We start from the raw sequence: 17335 nt of genomic DNA on the forward strand, positions 1-17335 counted from the left end.
TATTGAGGTTTGGTAAATGTACTAAAATTAATGTTTAAAATGGCGTGTTCCAGTCATCACCATCGCTATATTATTTTCGTTGCAATAATCGATGCTAAGTTGATCTTTTATTGATCCGCCTGGCTGAATTACTGCTGAAATTCCTTCGTTTCCGGCAATCTCCACACAATCAGGAAATGGGAAAAATGCATCACTCGCCATTACCGCTCCTTTTAAACTGAAATTAAAAGATTTTGCCTTCTCAATACTTTGTTTTAAAGCATCTACACGAGAAGTTTGCCCGGTACCGCTGGCACATAATTGCTTGTTTTTTGCCAATACGATAGTGTTGGATTTTGTGTGCTTACAGATTTTTGAAGCGAATAACAGGTCAGATAACTCATCATCTGTTGGATTATTGTTTGTCGCCTGTTTTAAATCTTCAAGAGCATCTGTTTTATGATCTTTCTCCTGAACTAAAACCCCGTTTAAACAAGTTCGAACTTGTTTCTGCGGAAGCTCGGTTTCTTTCTGGATCAATAAAATCCTGTTCTTTTTTCCTTTTAGGATTTCTTCGGCTTCACTCGAATATGAAGGAGCAATTACCACTTCACAGAATAATTTATGAATTTCTTCAGCCGTGATTTTATCAATTTCAACATTACTGATCAAAACACCACCAAAAGCTGAAACAGGATCTCCCGCCAGAGCATCTACATAAGCCTGGTGAATGGTATCGCGTTGTGCTAAACCACAAGCGTTATTATGCTTTAAGATTGCAAAAGTTGGTGCTTCACCATTAAATTCGTTGATGAGGTTTACCGCTGCATCAACGTCAAGAAGATTATTGTAAGAAAGTTCTTTTCCGTGAATTTTATCAAACATGGCCTCAAAATCGCCATAAAACTCACCTTTTTGATGCGGATTTTCCCCGTACCTAAGCGTTTTTCCGTTTTGGATACTATCTTTGTAAACTTCAACTTCTCCTTCAGCATTAAAATAGTTGAAAATTGCAGTGTCGTAATGCGAAGAAATATTAAAAGCTTTTCCTGCGAAAAGTTTACGATCAGCAAGGCTGGTTTCTCCACTTTTTTCGTCCAGTAAATTTTCAAAACTTTTATAATCTTCAACCGAAGACACACAAAGCACATCTTTAAAGTTCTTTGCCGCAGCGCGAATAAGCGAAATTCCGCCAATATCAATTTTTTCAATAATATCCTGTTCTGAAGCCCCCGAAGCTACGGTTTTCTCAAACGGATAAAGGTCTACAATCACAATGTCTATCTGCGGAATTTCGTATTCAGCAAGCTCCTTTACGTCACCTTCATTATCCTGGCGATTTAAAATTCCGCCGAAAACTTTTGGGTGAAGTGTTTTAACACGCCCGCCTAAAATTGAAGGATATGAAGTCACATCTTCTACAGGAACTACGTTAATTCCCAGATCTTTGATGAATTTTTCGGTACCTCCGGTAGAGTAAATGGTGATTCCCAGGTCGTTGAGTTTTTTTACGATGGGTTCCAGGCCGTCTTTGCTAAATACAGAAATTAAAGCAGATTTTGCTTTTTTTAAGTCGCTCATTGTGTTGTGTTTGTTAAAGTGGCAAAAGTAAGTATTTAAGCCAAAAACATAAAAGGCATTTCTTTTATTTATCCAGAAATTTTGTAACGAATTTTAAACCCGGGCGTCATACCACTAAGCACAAAAAAATCTGAACTTTATTTACTCATTAAGTGAGGTTTAAAATGTGCCGAAACTGGCGTTAAAGTGTTTTTAATTTTTCAACCCAATAACTCGTGGGTCTGTCCCGAGCTTTATTTATTATGCTGATATATTTACGCGTACTTAAAGAGAGTTTTAATTTTGCGATCAACGCATTAAAAAATAATAAGCTAAGAACTTTTTTGTCTTTGCTTGGCGTTACTATCGGTATTTTTTCCATTATTGGAGTGCTTGCCGCGGTAGATTCTTTGGAGCGTGAAATTAAAGGGAGCTTAAGCGCTTTAGATAATAGCACCATTATAGTAATGCGTTTTTCTTTTGGTCCTACCGAAGTTCCACAATGGAAACGCCAGCAATTTCCAGATGTTTCTTACGATGAATATCAATATTTAAAAAGAAATCTTCCTAATACAGAATCGATAGCCTTTAGCATAGGGGTGCCAGATGAATCTATAAAGCACGAAGATGTTACCAGCACTGGCGTTGGGGTTGGAGCAGTTACCCACGAATATTATGATATCGAGGCCTTCGATTTAGAAGAGGGGCGGTTTTTTAACGAATCTGAATCGGTTAGTGGTTCGCCGGTAATTGTTTTAGGTCACGAAATTGCCAATAATCTTTTTGGGAACTTTGATCCGCTTGGGAAAGAAGTGCGTATGTATGGCCGTAAACTTACAGTTATTGGCGTATTGTCTAAACAGGGTGCCAGTCTATTTGGCGGCTCCCGGGATGGCCAGGTTTTTCTTCCCGCAAATGTTGCAAGAAGGGTTTATGGAGATAATAACAAAGGCGTTTTCCCACAGTTGATCTTAAAACCTGAAGATGGCGTGGATAATGCTGAATATATTGCTGTGCTTGAGCAACAATTGCGTAATTACCGCGGAATTAAACCCGGTGACATCAATAACTTTTTTGTAAATCAACTTCAGGGATTTGCCGATTTTATAGATAATATTACCGGCCAGCTTAATTTTATAGGGCTTATTATTAGTGGATTTTCTTTGTTAGTTGGGGGCTTCGGGATTGCGAATATTATGTTTGTTAGCGTCAAAGAGCGAACAAACCTTATTGGTATTCAGAAATCTCTAGGTGCAAAGAATAAATTTATCCTGTTTCAGTTTTTATTTGAAGCAATAATCCTTGCAATAATTGGTGGTCTTGTAGGTCTCGGACTTGTTTGGTTGGTTTCCATCGCCGCTTCGCAATTTACCGGCGATTTCCAATTTGTGCTTTCTTCCTGGAATATGTTTATTGGAACAGCCGTATCAGCAATAATCGGATTGATTTCAGGAATAATTCCGGCAATTTCAGCTTCGAAATTAGATCCGGTAGAAGCCATTAGAACCGGAATGTAATTTTATGAAAAAAAAATCAACTTGAAATATCAATTTATTGTTTTCCTGTTTTGTGGATTCACTGCACTGGGAGTTTATGCCCAGGACGATTCATTAATCCTTACTGCTTAAGAAAATAAGGAATGGATAGAAAACCTTAAAGCTGAAGAAGAACTGAGCCAGCAATTAAATTTGTTGAAAAAGCGAATAGTGGCAGATACAGCCGTAAACTTTTCCTCACGCTTTATATGCTTCACAGGCCTTTCTCCCGAAAAGCGAAAGGAGATAGAAGCTAAAAGAAAAGCTGAAAAACCAGGCGAAGATTTGCATTCTCGCCACCGTCCCATATATCAATTCGTCAATAATGAAGAAGTAATTTCCCTTAGTGGTATAAAAGATAATACAGCAGTAGACCTGCAAGAATTTCTTACAACCCAGGAGGTTTCTTCCCTGGAAATATTTTACGATCAGCCCGAGAACGTTCTGTATGGAGTTCGCGGCGAAAGTGGGGTGATATTAATCAAATTAAAAGAGGAAAAAACTTTTGAGCGTGTAAAACAATTACTGCTTTAAGTTTTTAACTTAAAACTTCTGCAACTTTCTCATTTACCCATTGTAAAAATTCTTCATCTTCCTTAGAAAATGGATCTGGGGTATGAGAATCAATGTCTATCTGGCCAATATTTTCGCCGTTCAAGAAAAGAGGAACTACGATTTCAGCTTTCACGTTAATGCTACAGGCTATATAATTAGTTTGTGCTTTTACATCTGGTACAACAAAGTTTTCATTAGAAACCGCTACCTGCCCGCAAATCCCTTTTCCGAAAGGAATAATTGTGTGATCTGTTGGTTCGCCGGCAAAAGAGCGTAATTTCAATTCTTCTTTATCGCCGTTCTTAAAATAAAAACCTACCCAATCGTAATAAGGAATATTTTCTTTTAAAACTTCACAAACCTGCGATAACCTGTGGTCTACCGATAGATTTTCGTTTTCAAGAATCGCTTTAACTTCCGGTTTTAATTTCTGAAAAGACATAGTTGATATTTTGGTGCAAAAGTATTTAAAAATAATAGTAAGCGCAGGCACATATTTATATAAATTTGTTAAAAACCAACTCGAAACTTGCTAAAGTTATTCGTTAAATACAAATCGGTACTCCGTTTCATCTTTATGTTTTTGGGGAGTTATCTGGTTTTTACACTCATCTATAATCTTTACCTGGAGTTTTTTAGATCTCCGGTTTATTATCCCGATTATTTCACCCATCTCGTAGCAAAACAAAGTGAAGCCTTAATAAGTAGTTTTGGCTATAATGCACAAATTTTACCTCACCAGTCAGAACTTTCTATGAAGTTGATCGTGAATGACGCTTATTTAGCGAGAATTGTAGAGGGTTGCAACGCAATTAGTATTATAATTCTATTTGCTTCTTTTGTGCTTTCTTTCTTCGGAAAATTAAAATTAACCTTACTTTATTTACTGGCGGGTGCTGTAATAGTATACGCGATGAATATAATCAGGATCGCTATTCTTGCCATTGGAATTTATGAATACCCTGAGTATACCGACTTTCTTCATAGCATTATTTTCCCGTTAATAATTTACGGCACCGTTTTTATACTTTGGCTTATTTGGGTGCGTATTTATAGCCGTAAACATAACGTATGAAACAGCTATTAAGACTTTCTGGAATTGGGATTTTAGTAGTTTTGCTGGTTTTGGTAAGGCTTTTTGAACATCAGCTGTTTTACGACCCTTTAATTGATTTTTACCGTTACGGTGGGCATCTAGCGATGGATGTGCCTCAAATTATATTCCCTAAACTATTGCTGAATATAAGTTTGCGCTACTGGCTAAACACCATAATTTCCCTGGTCATTCTTTTTGTTGCTTTTCGCGATAAGAATATCGTGAAATTCGCCGCCTTATTATTTGCTTTACTTTTTGGAATTAGCCTGGCCACGTTTAGCGTGCTTTATTTTAATCTAAATGTACAAAATGTAATGGGCTTATTTTATGTGAGAAGATTTCTAATTCATCCGTTGTTTATTCTCATTCTACTACCTGCTTTTTACTATTATCGCTTGAAAAAAAGAGCAAATCCATGATATTGAAAGTTTTTCTAAAAAACCTGAAAATGCTTTATTTCAAAATTTTACCTATTTTTGTAGCTGATGAAAAAAGCTTTTCAACATAGCATTTCTGTAGCAATGGCATTTTTGGTGCTGTTTTCAACCTTTTCTTTTACGGTTGATAAACATTTCTGCGGAAGCTTTTTAGTAGATAAAGCTATTTTTTCTGAAGCCAAAACCTGCGGTATGGAAATGGAAACTTCAACTGAAGATTCCTGCTGTACTAATGAAAAATTAGCAATAGAAGGTCAGGATGAGTTAAAACATCAATTTGATTCTCTAGACCTGAATCAACAGGTGTTTCTTGCCGGTTTTGCTTATTCCTATATTTTCGTTTTTGAAGATTATTCAAAGGAAATTACTCCCTTTAAAGATTATTCTCCTCCCTTGCTCGTCAGCGATATACAGCTGGAAGATCAGGTCTTTCTTATTTGATTAATGAATTTTAGATACTTACCGGTTCATCTTTGAATACGGTAATAGCCTCGTTTTTATAACTGGCTTTTTAAATTATTCTAAAATTTGATAATTGAAATATTATGCTGAACAAAGGCATTAAATTCTTAATAGAAAATAAACTCGTAGCGGTTATTTTACTCGTCCTTTTTGTGGGATGGGGTATCGTGAATGCGCCATTTAACTGGGACACCGGCTTTTTGCCTTCTGAACCCGTGGCGGTAGATGCGATTCCCGATATTGGTGAAAACCAACAAATAGTTTTTACAAAATGGCCGGGGCGATCACCTCAGGATATTGAAGATCAGATCACCTATCCGCTTACGACTTCCCTGCTGGGAATTCCCGGGGTAAAAACCATTCGTAGTTCTTCTATGTTCGGCTTCTCCAGTATCTATATCATTTTTGAAGAAGATGTAGAATTTTACTGGAGCCGAAGTAGAATTCTGGAAAAGCTCAATTCACTTCCCTCTAATTTGTTACCCGATGGCGTAAGCCCTGCCCTGGGGCCAGATGCTACCGGCCTTGGTCAGATCTTTTGGTACACACTTGAAGGCCGCGATAAAGACGGAAATGTTACCGGTGGCTGGGATTTACAGGAGCTAAGAAGTATACAGGATTATTACGTGAAATATGCTCTTTCTGGGGCGAGCGGGGTTTCTGAAGTGGCTTCTATTGGTGGCTATGTTCAGGAATATCAAATAGATGTTAATCCGGAACTTATGCGCCAGTACGATATTGGACTTCAGGAAGTGGTTGTAGCGGTGAAAGAAAGTAATCGAGATATAGGCGCACAAACCCTGGAGATCAATAATGCCGAATATCTGGTTCGTGGTTTAGGTTACGTGAAATCTGTTGAAGATATCGAAAATGCGGTGGTTACTTCTGAAGATTATACTTCAGTAAGCATCAAAGATATTGCTAAGGTTTCCTTAGGTCCTGCACAAAGAAGAGGGATTCTGGATAAGGAAGGGGCTGAGGTTGTTGGCGGAGTTGTCGTGGCCCGTTATGGAGCTAATCCGTTGGAAGTGATCAACAATGTTAAAGAGCAAATCGATGAGATTAGCCGGGGTTTACCTTCTAAAACCCTTAGGGATGGAACCGTTTCCCAGGTTACCATCGTGCCCTTTTATGATCGTACTGAACTGATAAAGGAAACCCTGGACACCTTAAGTGAGGCGTTAACCATGGAAATCCTTATCACGATCTTAGTAATTATTGTGATGGTATTCAATTTACGGGCTTCGGTGCTTATTTCGGGCTTGTTGCCGGTGGCGGTTCTAATGGTTTTCATCTCTATGAAACTGTTTAATGTGCCGGCCAATATTGTGGCTCTATCTGGTATCGCTATTGCTATTGGGACTATGGTAGATGTTGGCGTTATTTTATCTGAAAATATTCTCCGGCATTTGGATGCACGCAGCACCGATGAACATGGAAATAAACTTTCTATTAATAATGTTGTTTATAATGCCACTTCAGAAGTTTCCGGAGCGATCTTAACTGCAGTGCTAACCACTATTATTAGTTTTATCCCTGTCTTTACTATGATAGGAGCCGAAGGAAAATTATTTAGACCCCTGGCATTTACTAAAACCATGGCGCTAGTGGCTTCGCTAATCGTCGCTTTATTTATAATTCCACCTTTTGCAGCAACTTTCTTTAAGAAAAGAACCATAAAAGCCAGCGTTGGATATGTACTCAATGCGATCCTTGTTATAGCGGGACTCACTGCGATGATCTTTGGTTATTTTACCGGGATTATTTTAGTAGCTTTTGGCGTGACTGGTATTCTGATACTTCAGAAAAAGATCACGCCAAAAATGGCAAATCTTATCAATATCATCATTTCCGCTTTTGCTATTGTCTTTTTACTGGCGGAATATTGGAGGCCGCTTGGTTTTGATAGGAGCATTTTTATGAACCTTATTTTCGTTGGTCTTATCGCCTTCGGGCTACTTGGCATTTTCACGATTTTTAGAAGAAATTATACCCGAATTTTGACCTGGGCGCTGGCCAATAAAATTCTTTTTCTATCAGTGCCAACGGTAATCGTGATTTTCGGTTTCTTAATTATGCAAAATACAGGCAAGGAATTTATGCCTTCTCTAAACGAAGGCTCCTTTTTATTGATGCCCACTTCTATGCCTCATGCCGGCGTGGAAGAAAACAAGCGAGTATTGCAGCAACTTGATATGGCTGTAGCTAGTATTCCTGAAATTGAAACCGTGGTGGGAAAAGCTGGCCGAACAGAATCGGCACTGGATCCAGCGCCACTTTCTATGTACGAAAATATTATTCAGTATAAATCTGAATATATGCGTAATGCGGATGGTGAGCGCCAAAGATATAAGGTAAATGAAGATGGTTTATTTGTATTGAAAAATGGCAAGCTGGCACTAAATCCTAATTCTGATATTGACGAAGATGCGAATTATAAAGAAGCTAAACTGGTCTCTGATCCATTGAACCTAAAACACGAGCAACTACTGCCTGATGAAGATGGGGAATATTTCCGAAACTGGCGTCCCGCAATAGAATCACCCGACGATATCTGGAACGAAATCGTACAGGTTACCAAGTTACCAGGAGTTACTTCGGCACCAAAACTTCAGCCTATAGAAACCAGACTGGTTATGCTCCAAACCGGGATGCGCGCACCAATGGGAATAAAAGTAAAAGGAGATAACCTGCAACAAATTGAAGCTTTCGGTATGAAATTGGAGAAAATCCTTAAAGAAGCTGAAGGCGTAAAGGATGAAGCTGTTTTTGCCGATAGAATTGTTGGGAAACCTTATTTGTTGATTGATATTAAGCGCGATCGCCTTGCAAGATACGGAGTGTCTATTGAAGATGTTCAGCAGATTCTGGAAGTTGCGGTGGGCGGAATGCAAATAACGCAGACTGTAGAAGGTCGGGAACGATATGGAGTTAGAGTACGTTATCCACGAGAATTAAGAGCTAATCCCGAAGATATTAAAGATATTTATGTTCCTGTAGAAGGTGGAAGCCCTATACCTTTAAGCGAATTAGTCAATATAAGATATGAAAAGGGGCCGCAGGTGATTAAAAGTGAGGATACCTTTTTAATTGGATACGTGTTGTTCGATAAGCTAGATGGATATGCGGAAGTAGACGTTGTAGAAAATGCCCAGGCAACTATTCAGGAGAAGATAGATTCGGGAGAATTGGTAGTTCCACAAGGTATCAACTACCGTTTTACGGGTACTTATGAGAATCAATTAAGGGCAGAAAAAACCCTTTCTGTCGTAGTGCCTTTATCCTTGCTCATCATATTTCTGATCCTTTATTTTCAGTTTAAATCTGTTTCGACTTCCCTAATGGTGTTTACAGGAATTGCAGTTGCTTTTGCCGGCGGTTTCCTCATGATCTGGTTTTATGGTCAGGATTGGTTTATGAATTTTAACTTTTTTGGAGAGAACCTGCGGGACTTATTCCAGATGCATACCATAAATCTAAGTGTGGCGGTTTGGGTTGGTTTTATTGCCCTTTTTGGGATTGCGACCGATGATGGAGTGGTGATGGCCACTTACCTTACCCAAACCTTCGATAAAAATCTAACTGAAACTAAAGACCAGGTAAGAGCATCTGTAATAGAAGCAGGTGAAAAGCGGATAAGACCTTGTTTGATGACCACGGCAACAACGATCCTTGCTTTACTGCCAATTCTAACTTCAACCGGGAGAGGTAGTGATATCATGATCCCAATGGCAATTCCTGCCTTTGGAGGAATGCTCATCGCATTGATAACGCTTTTCGTGGTGCCGATACTTTTTAGTTGGAGGAAGGAAAGTCAGTTAAAAGTTAAAAGTGAATAGTGAAAAACTAAGAATGAAAAACTAAAAGTGGTCAACTAAAAATTTACAATTATGGCTAAAAGTATTTTAAGAGATAAAAGCTATTCGTTTGCTCTTTTGGTTATTCAGAGACATAAAATAATTGTTAATGAGAAAAAGGAGTTTGTGATAAGTAAACAAATTCTAAGAAGTGGAACAGCAATCGGTGCGCTTATTCGTGAAGCAGAATTTGCAGAAAGTAAAAAAGACTTTATTCATAAAATGAGCATTGCTTTAAAAGAAGCAAATGAAACTATTTATTGGTTGGATTTATTAAAAGATTCAGAGTTTATAGAGCTTTCAATTTATGAGCAACTTCAGTCTAAATGCAAAGAATTACTAGCTATGTTGGTGAGTACCATTAAAACCGCCAAATCTAAAATTTAGTAAGATGAGAAATTTTCAAATAAAATTCATTGGGCATATCGAAGGACTAAAGTTAAGCTTTAAAAGCCTTCTCGTACTTTTCACTCTTCACTTTTCGTTTTTAACTTATAACTCCAGTGCCCAGCAATTAGAGTCTTATATCCAGGTGGCTGAAGAGAATAATCCGCAGATCCAATCTTTTAATTTGAAATATGAGATTGCAGAGGAAAAGATCAATGAGGTAAACGCATACCCTGATACCGAGTTTGGGATAGGGTATTTTGTAAGTGAACCAGAAACCAGAACCGGTCCGCAAAAATTAAGGCTTTCCGTTAGGCAGATGCTTCCCTGGTTTGGGACTATTACCGCAAGGGAAAATTACGCGGGTTCTATGGCAGATGCAGAATATGTGGAGATAGCTGTCGCCAAGCGCCAATTGGCACTTGCGGTAGCACAGGCTTACTACAGATTATATGCGAACGAGACTAAACAAAAAATCTTAAAGGAAAATATAGAATTATTGGAAACCTTTCACGAGCTGGCGCTTAATTCCCTTGAAGTGGGCAGTGCTTCAGCTGTAGATGTGTTGAGGCTTCAAATGCGCCAAAATGACCTGGCCCAGCAAAAAGAAAGCCTGGAACAGGAATTTAATGCGGAAGAAGTGCTCTTCAATAATCTGCTGAACCGGGAAGAAGATCTTTCAGTAGAGGTAGTTGATTCGCTTTTTATTCCGGAGGCTCAAACTGATAAGGAGGAAAGAGTAGCTGAGGTACACCCGGAATTATTGAAATTCGACAAACTCTATGAATCGGTAGTAGAAGCTGAAAAATTAAATCTTAAAGATGCGGCACCAAAACTGGGGTTTGGGGTAGATTATGTAAGCGTTGCAGACCGTGCCGATATGGCTGTAGCCGATAACGGGAAGGATATTCTTATGCCTATGGTTTCGGTTTCTATTCCCATTTTCAACAGTAAATATAAGTCGGTTACAAAGCAAAATGAACTTCGACAAAAGGAATTACAGGCGCAAAAAGACCAACGCTTAAATCTTTTACAAACCAGGTTAGAAGAAGCCGTGAGCATAAGAAACTCGGCAAGGGTGACTGCGAACACTTTTATTGAAAATTTAGAACAGGCGAAAGATGCAGAAGAGATCCTGGTAAGAAGCTATGAAACCGGGACAATTGATTTTAATGATGTGTTGGAAATACAGGAATTACAACTAAAATTTCAAACCGGACTTATCGAGGCAGTGAAGAACTATTATATGCAAGCTGCGGTAATCAATTACCTAAGTAAATAGGTTAGAAATAATTTTTGTCAAGCCACGACAAGGTTCAGCTAGACAAAAAATATCAGAATTAACAGAACAAGTAATATTTAAAAAATGAAAAAATATATCATTTATATCCTAATCCTTATCAGTGGCCTGGTGCTGGGGTATCTTTTCTTTGGAACGGGAGACGTGAAAAACGGAAAGGAAGAAACTGAAGTGACAGACGAGCACGAGCATGAAGGAGAAACTCAAATGTGGACCTGTTCTATGCATCCACAGATTATGCAACCCGAACCCGGTGACTGCCCTATTTGTGGGATGGAACTTATTCCTGCAGATGCTAATGCCGATGGCCTTGGGGCAGATGAGTTTCAAATGACCAACAATGCTATGGCTCTGGCCAATATCCAAACCATTATTGTTGGTGGAGGGGGAGAAGTTGAAAATACTCTTACTCTATCAGGTAAGATCCAGGTAAATGAAGAAGCTAATGCGGTGCAGGTAGCCTATTTCGCTGGAAGAATAGAAAGTCTCAATGTTAGTTTCACCGGCGAAAGTGTTAATAGAGGCCAGCTTTTGGCAACTATTTATTCCCCAGAACTTGTTGCCGCACAGCAGGAATTGCTTACAGCCGCAAAAATGAAGGAAAGTCAACCCGCGCTTTATAATGCTGTAAGAAACAAACTGAAATTATGGAAATTATCAGACGCGCAAATAAATTCTATTGAAGAAGCCGGCCGGGTAAAGGAGAATTTTCCGGTTTTCGCAACAGTATCGGGAACGGTGACTGAAAAATTGGTACAGGAGGGAGATTATGTTAAACAGGGACAGCCTATGTTTGAGTTGGCCAATTTGAATTCGGTTTGGGCGGTTTTTGATGCGTATGAGAATCAGATTTCCGGTTTAGAGGAAGGTCAAAAGATCATGGTAACCACCAATGCCTATCCCGATAAGGAACTGGAAGCTACCATTTCTTTTATAGATCCAATATTGAATACGGCTAGTAGAACGCTTAGACTTAGGGCAGTTTTAGATAATAAGAATGAAAATTTAAAACCCGGAATGTTTGTTAAAGCAAAGCTACAAAGAAGTGCAGGGCAGGAACAGGAGTCTACTTTAAGCATCCCAAAAACTGCGGTTTTATGGACCGGAGAACGTTCGCTGGTGTATGTGAAGACCAGCCGTGATAAGCCTGTTTTTGAAATGCGGGAAATAGAACTAGGCGCCACTTTAGGTGATACCTACGAAGTTTTATCTGGTCTTGAAGCTGGCGAAGAGATCGTAGCTCACGGGACATTTACTGTAGATGCCGCGGCGCAATTGCAAGGCAAAAAGTCTATGATGAACCAGGGTAAAGAGAAAGAGGATTCTAGGGAAATGCAAATGAATTTACCCGATGGCTTTCAAAAAGATTTTAAGCCTGTGTTATCAGCTTATTTTGATTTAAAAGATGCCTTTGTAAACACAAAAGTTGAAGAGACTAAAGCTGCTGCAACCAAAATGCTTCAGAAGGTCAATAGCCTCAAAGAAACTAATCTTGGAGCAATGGAAACTGAGCATCTAAAAAAGATTAGAAGCATGCTTCAGGCGATCTCAGAAAATGACGATATAGAAAACCAACGAGATCACTTTATCGTGCTTTCAGAAAACATAATTGCTTTTGCTTCCAATATGGAAACGCTGGAAAAACCGCTTTATATTCAACATTGCCCTATGGTAAACAACAATGAAGGAGCCGATTGGTTAAGTCTTTCAGAAGAAATTAGAAATCCCTATTTCGGAGAGGTGATGATGAACTGCGGAGATACTCAAAGAAAATTATAAGAATACTTTTAGATTTTATATTAAGAATTTGTGCTATATACCTGTAAATTAGATATTAACTATAAACCTAATCGAAAATGAAAAGTAGAATTTTAAATTTTGGAGTTGTACTCTTACTGGCTATCGGCCTATTTTCCTGTGTAGATAACAAAGGGAAACAATCGGTTGAAATAAACACCCCAGAAGAGGTTAAAAAAGCGGAAAAAGAAACCGCAGATATCGCCGATCAGGATTTTATAGATGGGATGACGGGAAAAATATGGCATAATTACCTGGAGATAAAAATGGCATTGACCAATGCTGATGCAGACCAGGTACAGGATGTGGCTCAAAGTATGGTAGCCTCTTTTTCAGAAGAACAAGCAGAGCTAAAAGCTATTGCGAAACAGTTATCTGAAACCGGCGAGCTGGAAAAACAAAGGGAATTATTCTCAGCATTTACAGATAAGGCGGGGCCTATGTTTGAAGATGCACTTTCCGGAGGGACTATTTATAAAAAGTTCTGCCCTATGGCTTTTGACAATAAAGGGGCTTATTGGTATGCTGATATCGAGGAAATAAACAATCCATATTTCGGTGATAAAATGCCCAATTGTGGTGCCGTAAAAAAGACAATTAAAAAGTAAAAACTAAACTAACCAAAAACTAAAATATGATGAATCAAGAAGATAAAAAACAACACAAAAAAAGTGGCAGTAATTATAGTAGATTTTTTCTAATGCTCGGTCTCTCCTTTTTGGCGATGTATATCACCATGTATTTTAATACTTACGAGTTTGATCACGTTTATTTTAGCCTAACACGATTTTATATGACTTGCCTGGGAATTTCGGCAATGGCAGTAATTATGCTTTCGCTTATGCTTAAAATGTATAAAAACAAGAAAAAGAATATTGCCATTTACCTGGGAAGTCTTGTCTTGTTCGTTTCGGCCTTAGGATTGGTAAGAGCACAACGACCAATCATTGGAGATATTTTATATATGAAAGCGATGATCCCTCACCACTCCATCGCGATTTTAACCAGTAAACGTGCAGATTTAAAAGACCCCGAAACTAAAAAGTTAGCTGAAGAGATCATAGAAGCTCAGAAAAGGGAGATTGCGCAAATGAAAAAGATAATATACCGATTGGAGAATGAAAAGGAGTAGATAGCATAAGTCAGATTTTCAGAGCTTTTAACCGCTTTGAGAGTGTTTTTAAATAATTAAGAAATCAAAAATTAGAAATTATGAATACTGTATTGAGAATTACGTTTGTGTCCATTTTTGGATTATTATTAAGTAGTTGTGGAACCAACAAAACTGCAGCAGAGGCGCTGACAGAAAATGATTTTAGAAATAACGTTTACAGGGAAATTGTGAACGACCAGTCTAAGTTCATGGAGTTTATGGAAGTAGCTCATGCGAATCCGCCGGCAGATATGTGGTTGCTAAAAGACCATATGCAAATGATGGAGAATGGAAAAATTCAGGAAATAATGAAGAATAATCCTGAAATGAAGGAGCAAATGCAGAAAATGAAGCAGGAAAAAATGGAGAAGGCTCCCAAAATGCAACAGAAGATGCAGAAAAAAATGAAAAATAAAATGATGAATAATCCTGAAATGAGAATGGCAATGATGCAGGAAATGCATCAAAAAATGAAATCTAATCCTCAGATGGCAGATAAAATGATGGATCAAATGATCCAGTTCCTTCACGAAAATCCTGAACTTATGGAAAAGATGAAAGCGAAAATGAAAGCCCACCAGGATAAAATGTAAAAGTTGGGGTTTCAATAATGGAGAAATTTAAAAGCACAAAAAGAAAAATTAAGCAAAATGAAGAACTCATTGAGTTTTTAGAAAAAAATAGAAATAAGAGATAAATGAGTGATAAAAAAGAAGCTGATAAGAAGTTTTATGGTCAACTGTTTTCTAAAGCAGGTTGGACCCTGGGAATTGTAGTAGTTCTTGCTTTTCTTTATGTATTATTTCTGCCAAAATCATTAGATAATGAAGCCTGGAAATGGCTCATCATTGCTATTGCGATTACCAAGGCATTTTTAATAGTAAGAATTACTTTCACACAGTTAAGTAAGATATTAGGAGATAGTCACTATTTAGAGCACGTTTTAAGCCTTTTTACGCTAATAATAAGCCTTATTGTGCTTTCTTTTGCTTCAGATTATTATGCGCTTTATCTAAACGAAGCAGCCAACTTTAAAACGAATTTGATTTTTGGAGAACCCTCAATATTCTTATTCTTTGAGTTTTTCTATTACTCCCTAATCTCGTTTTCTACTGTTGGTTATGGTGATTTTGTGCCTTTGTCGTTATCGGCCAAATTCTTAGTAATTTTGGAAACAATTCTCTATTTCTTTGTGCTGGTCTTTGGGACGGCAAATATTAACCGAATTAACATTAAGGATTAAACTTTTAAACCTCAAATTAAATTATATATTAAAAATCAAAAAAATGAAAAAAAATCTTAGAAGCCTTACAATGCTTAGCCTTATCGCTGGAAGTATGGTAATATTTTCCTGTAAGAATGAGGAAAATAAAGTGGATGCACCAGAGCCTATGCAGAATGAGATGCACCAGCCAGATGAGCAGGCTAAAGCAGAAACTTATAAAGGCGAAAAAATGCAAGCCGAATTTAAAGATGAAAACACCGCAGAAATCTATACCTTGTATGTAGAGATCAAGGATGCCTTTGTAAATACCGATGCCGAAGCAGCCGGTGAAAAAGCTGCAAAACTCGCAGAAAAAGCAGGCGAGAACGAAGGTATAGCGGCTATTGCGAATACCATTGCAGAAAGCGACGATGTGAATAAACAACGTGAGGCTTTTTCTAAACTTACAGAAGCAATGGAGCCTGTGTTAATGAATGCTTTGGAATCTGGAGCAATTTATAAGCAATATTGCCCAATGGCTTTTGAAGGAAAAGGAGACTATTGGTATTCAAATTCAAAAGATATTTTTAATCCTTACTACGGAAATAAAATGCTGAAATGCGGTAGGGTAGAAGCAACCATTGAATAATTAAATCATTTTTAAGGTCGGTTAAACATTTTTGATTCTCCAATCCGAAAATTTAGCCGACCTTATTTCTTATTAATCATAACTATTTTGAAAGAAAACATCCTGCATATAAAGAATATGGTTTGTGACCGTTGCCTCATGAGTGTTGAGAAGACTTTGCAACAGCAAAACCTTAATTATATTAATATCAGTTTGGGCAGGATTGAATTTAAAAACGAACTTTCTGAAGCTCAATTCCAAAGTCTGGAAGAGGAACTCAATGCGAACGGTTTTGAAATTGTAGCCGAAAGAAATAACAAAATTGTAACCGATATAAAATCTTTGATTATAGAATTGGTTTACGAACATAAAGATTCGGGGAACAAAAAGCTTTCTGAAGTTCTAAGTGAAGAAGTGCATTACGATTACAGTCATCTCACCAACATTTTCTCCAAAGCAGAGGGACACAGTATTCAAAGTTTTCAGAATAAAATAAAAGCAGAACGCATTAAAGAGCTTTTGGAATACGGGGAGTTGAATATTTCAGAAATTGCCGATAAAATGGGCTTTGGCAGTGCCGCTTATCTTTCCACCTTCTTTAAGAAAGAAACAGGGATGAATCCTTCTCAATTTAAATCACAACATCAGGACCGTAAGTCACTGGATAAACTATAGGAGGATTTTTGCCACGAATACACGAATGTTTTCTAAAAATTAAGTTTGATTCATTCATAATGAAAAAACTTTTTTTATGGGCGGTTAATCATTTTTTCATCAGGATTTCTAATTAATTCGTGAATTAGTGGCCTTTTACTCGATAATCGAGATTAAATGCTCAGGGGCTTGGCTCGAAATCAAATTGGATTTTCAAATAATAATGCTTTTTGAGCTTCTCCGAAGTTCACAATTTATTATCAACATTTTTTCCCATTTTCTTATAATTTCTTACCATAATTTTAAAACTCATTTCGGTTTTTAGTAGTTAATTTCGTAGTAAACCAATAAAAACCAATATTATGAGAAATGAAAAAATGCTGAAAGCATTGGGGAATTGCATTAACCATTGTAATTATTGTGCAGATGCCTGTCTGGATGAAGACAATGTGAAAATGATGAAAGATTGCATTAGAACCGATAAGGTTTGTGCAGAGGTTTGTAGCACCCTTAACCAGGTTTTGGCTACCGACTATAAAAACGTAGACGGACTCGTAAAATATTGTATCGAAGTTTGTAATGCATGTGCAGATGAATGTGGACAACACGAGCATGATCATTGCCAGGAATGCGCAAAAGCTTGTCGTGAATGCGTGAAGGCTTGCGAAGCTTATTTAGCATAGAACTTAATTTTTAAGACTGTTTGAATTTTTCCTATTAGACGTCAACCT

General features: G+C 37.7%; 18 protein-coding genes. 16 read left to right on the forward strand and 2 right to left on the reverse strand.

What is annotated here, in order from left to right:
* Positions 1–27 precede the first annotated feature (27 nt).
* A complete protein-coding gene (gene purH, locus B5440_RS11650; protein ID WP_070053988.1) occupies positions 28–1560 on the reverse strand; it encodes a bifunctional phosphoribosylaminoimidazolecarboxamide formyltransferase/IMP cyclohydrolase in 1533 nt (510 codons plus the stop codon).
* Between the two features lie 242 nt (positions 1561–1802).
* Between purH and B5440_RS11655 the strand changes: the two genes are divergently transcribed.
* Positions 1803–3056, forward strand: coding sequence for an ABC transporter permease (locus B5440_RS11655; RefSeq protein WP_070053989.1), 1254 nt, complete (start codon positions 1803–1805; stop codon positions 3054–3056).
* A 189-nt stretch (positions 3057–3245) separates the two neighbouring features.
* A complete protein-coding gene (locus B5440_RS11660; RefSeq protein WP_070053990.1) occupies positions 3246–3608 on the forward strand; it encodes a hypothetical protein in 363 nt (120 codons plus the stop codon).
* 4 nt (positions 3609–3612) lie between these two features.
* Here the strand turns inward: B5440_RS11660 and B5440_RS11665 are convergent, their stop codons facing one another.
* The gene (locus B5440_RS11665; protein WP_070053991.1) at positions 3613–4071 is read right to left on the reverse strand and encodes a GAF domain-containing protein; all 459 of its coding nucleotides are present in this window, start codon (positions 4069–4071) and stop codon (positions 3613–3615) included.
* Between the two features lie 87 nt (positions 4072–4158).
* Between B5440_RS11665 and xrtF the strand changes: the two genes are divergently transcribed.
* The 14 genes from xrtF to B5440_RS11735 all read left to right on the forward strand — a co-directional run bounded on the left by xrtF (position 4159) and on the right by B5440_RS11735 (position 17287).
* A complete protein-coding gene (gene xrtF / locus B5440_RS11670; protein WP_070053992.1) occupies positions 4159–4704 on the forward strand; it encodes an exosortase family protein XrtF in 546 nt (181 codons plus the stop codon).
* The gene (locus B5440_RS11675; RefSeq protein WP_070053993.1) at positions 4701–5144 is read left to right on the forward strand and encodes an exosortase F system-associated membrane protein; all 444 of its coding nucleotides are present in this window, start codon (positions 4701–4703) and stop codon (positions 5142–5144) included. The genes xrtF and B5440_RS11675 overlap by 4 nt, the downstream gene beginning before the upstream one ends.
* Positions 5145–5210: 66 nt before the next feature.
* On the forward strand, positions 5211–5603 hold the full coding sequence (locus B5440_RS11680) for an HYC_CC_PP family protein (RefSeq protein ID WP_070053994.1): 393 nt from the start codon (positions 5211–5213) through the stop codon (positions 5601–5603).
* A 104-nt stretch (positions 5604–5707) separates the two neighbouring features.
* Positions 5708–9463, forward strand: coding sequence for an efflux RND transporter permease subunit (locus tag B5440_RS11685; RefSeq protein ID WP_070053995.1), 3756 nt, complete (start codon positions 5708–5710; stop codon positions 9461–9463).
* Between the two features lie 51 nt (positions 9464–9514).
* Positions 9515–9868: a four helix bundle protein gene (locus B5440_RS11690; protein WP_070053996.1), complete on the forward strand. Its 354-nt coding sequence runs from the start codon at positions 9515–9517 to the stop codon at positions 9866–9868.
* Positions 9869–9872: 4 nt separating this feature from the next.
* Positions 9873–11150, forward strand: a complete 1278-nt coding sequence (locus B5440_RS11695) for a TolC family protein (protein WP_079711134.1) — start codon at positions 9873–9875, stop codon at positions 11148–11150.
* 84 nt (positions 11151–11234) lie between these two features.
* Positions 11235–12947 carry an efflux RND transporter periplasmic adaptor subunit gene (locus B5440_RS11700; RefSeq protein ID WP_070053997.1) on the forward strand — a complete coding sequence of 571 codons (1713 nt, stop codon included), beginning with the start codon at positions 11235–11237 and terminating at the stop codon, positions 12945–12947.
* Between the two features lie 77 nt (positions 12948–13024).
* Positions 13025–13573, forward strand: a complete 549-nt coding sequence (locus B5440_RS11705) for a DUF3347 domain-containing protein (protein WP_070053998.1) — start codon at positions 13025–13027, stop codon at positions 13571–13573.
* A 29-nt stretch (positions 13574–13602) separates the two neighbouring features.
* Positions 13603–14097 (forward strand): DUF305 domain-containing protein, encoded by a 495-nt coding sequence (locus B5440_RS11710; RefSeq protein ID WP_070054016.1) that lies wholly within the window; start codon positions 13603–13605, stop codon positions 14095–14097.
* 80 nt (positions 14098–14177) lie between these two features.
* Positions 14178–14711 carry a hypothetical protein gene (locus B5440_RS11715; RefSeq protein WP_070053999.1) on the forward strand — a complete coding sequence of 178 codons (534 nt, stop codon included), beginning with the start codon at positions 14178–14180 and terminating at the stop codon, positions 14709–14711.
* 104 nt (positions 14712–14815) lie between these two features.
* Positions 14816–15361, forward strand: a complete 546-nt coding sequence (locus tag B5440_RS11720) for an ion channel (RefSeq protein ID WP_057482700.1) — start codon at positions 14816–14818, stop codon at positions 15359–15361.
* Positions 15362–15404: 43 nt separating this feature from the next.
* Positions 15405–15971 carry a DUF3347 domain-containing protein gene (locus B5440_RS11725; protein ID WP_141728121.1) on the forward strand — a complete coding sequence of 189 codons (567 nt, stop codon included), beginning with the start codon at positions 15405–15407 and terminating at the stop codon, positions 15969–15971.
* Positions 15972–16058: 87 nt separating this feature from the next.
* Positions 16059–16625 carry a helix-turn-helix transcriptional regulator gene (locus B5440_RS11730; RefSeq protein ID WP_232756004.1) on the forward strand — a complete coding sequence of 189 codons (567 nt, stop codon included), beginning with the start codon at positions 16059–16061 and terminating at the stop codon, positions 16623–16625.
* 341 nt (positions 16626–16966) lie between these two features.
* Positions 16967–17287 carry a four-helix bundle copper-binding protein gene (locus B5440_RS11735; RefSeq protein WP_037316809.1) on the forward strand — a complete coding sequence of 107 codons (321 nt, stop codon included), beginning with the start codon at positions 16967–16969 and terminating at the stop codon, positions 17285–17287.
* Positions 17288–17335: the final 48 nt, after the last annotated feature.

This window comes from Salegentibacter salarius, from assembly GCF_900168265.1.
Classification (GTDB): Bacteria; Bacteroidota; Bacteroidia; order Flavobacteriales; family Flavobacteriaceae; genus Salegentibacter; species Salegentibacter salarius.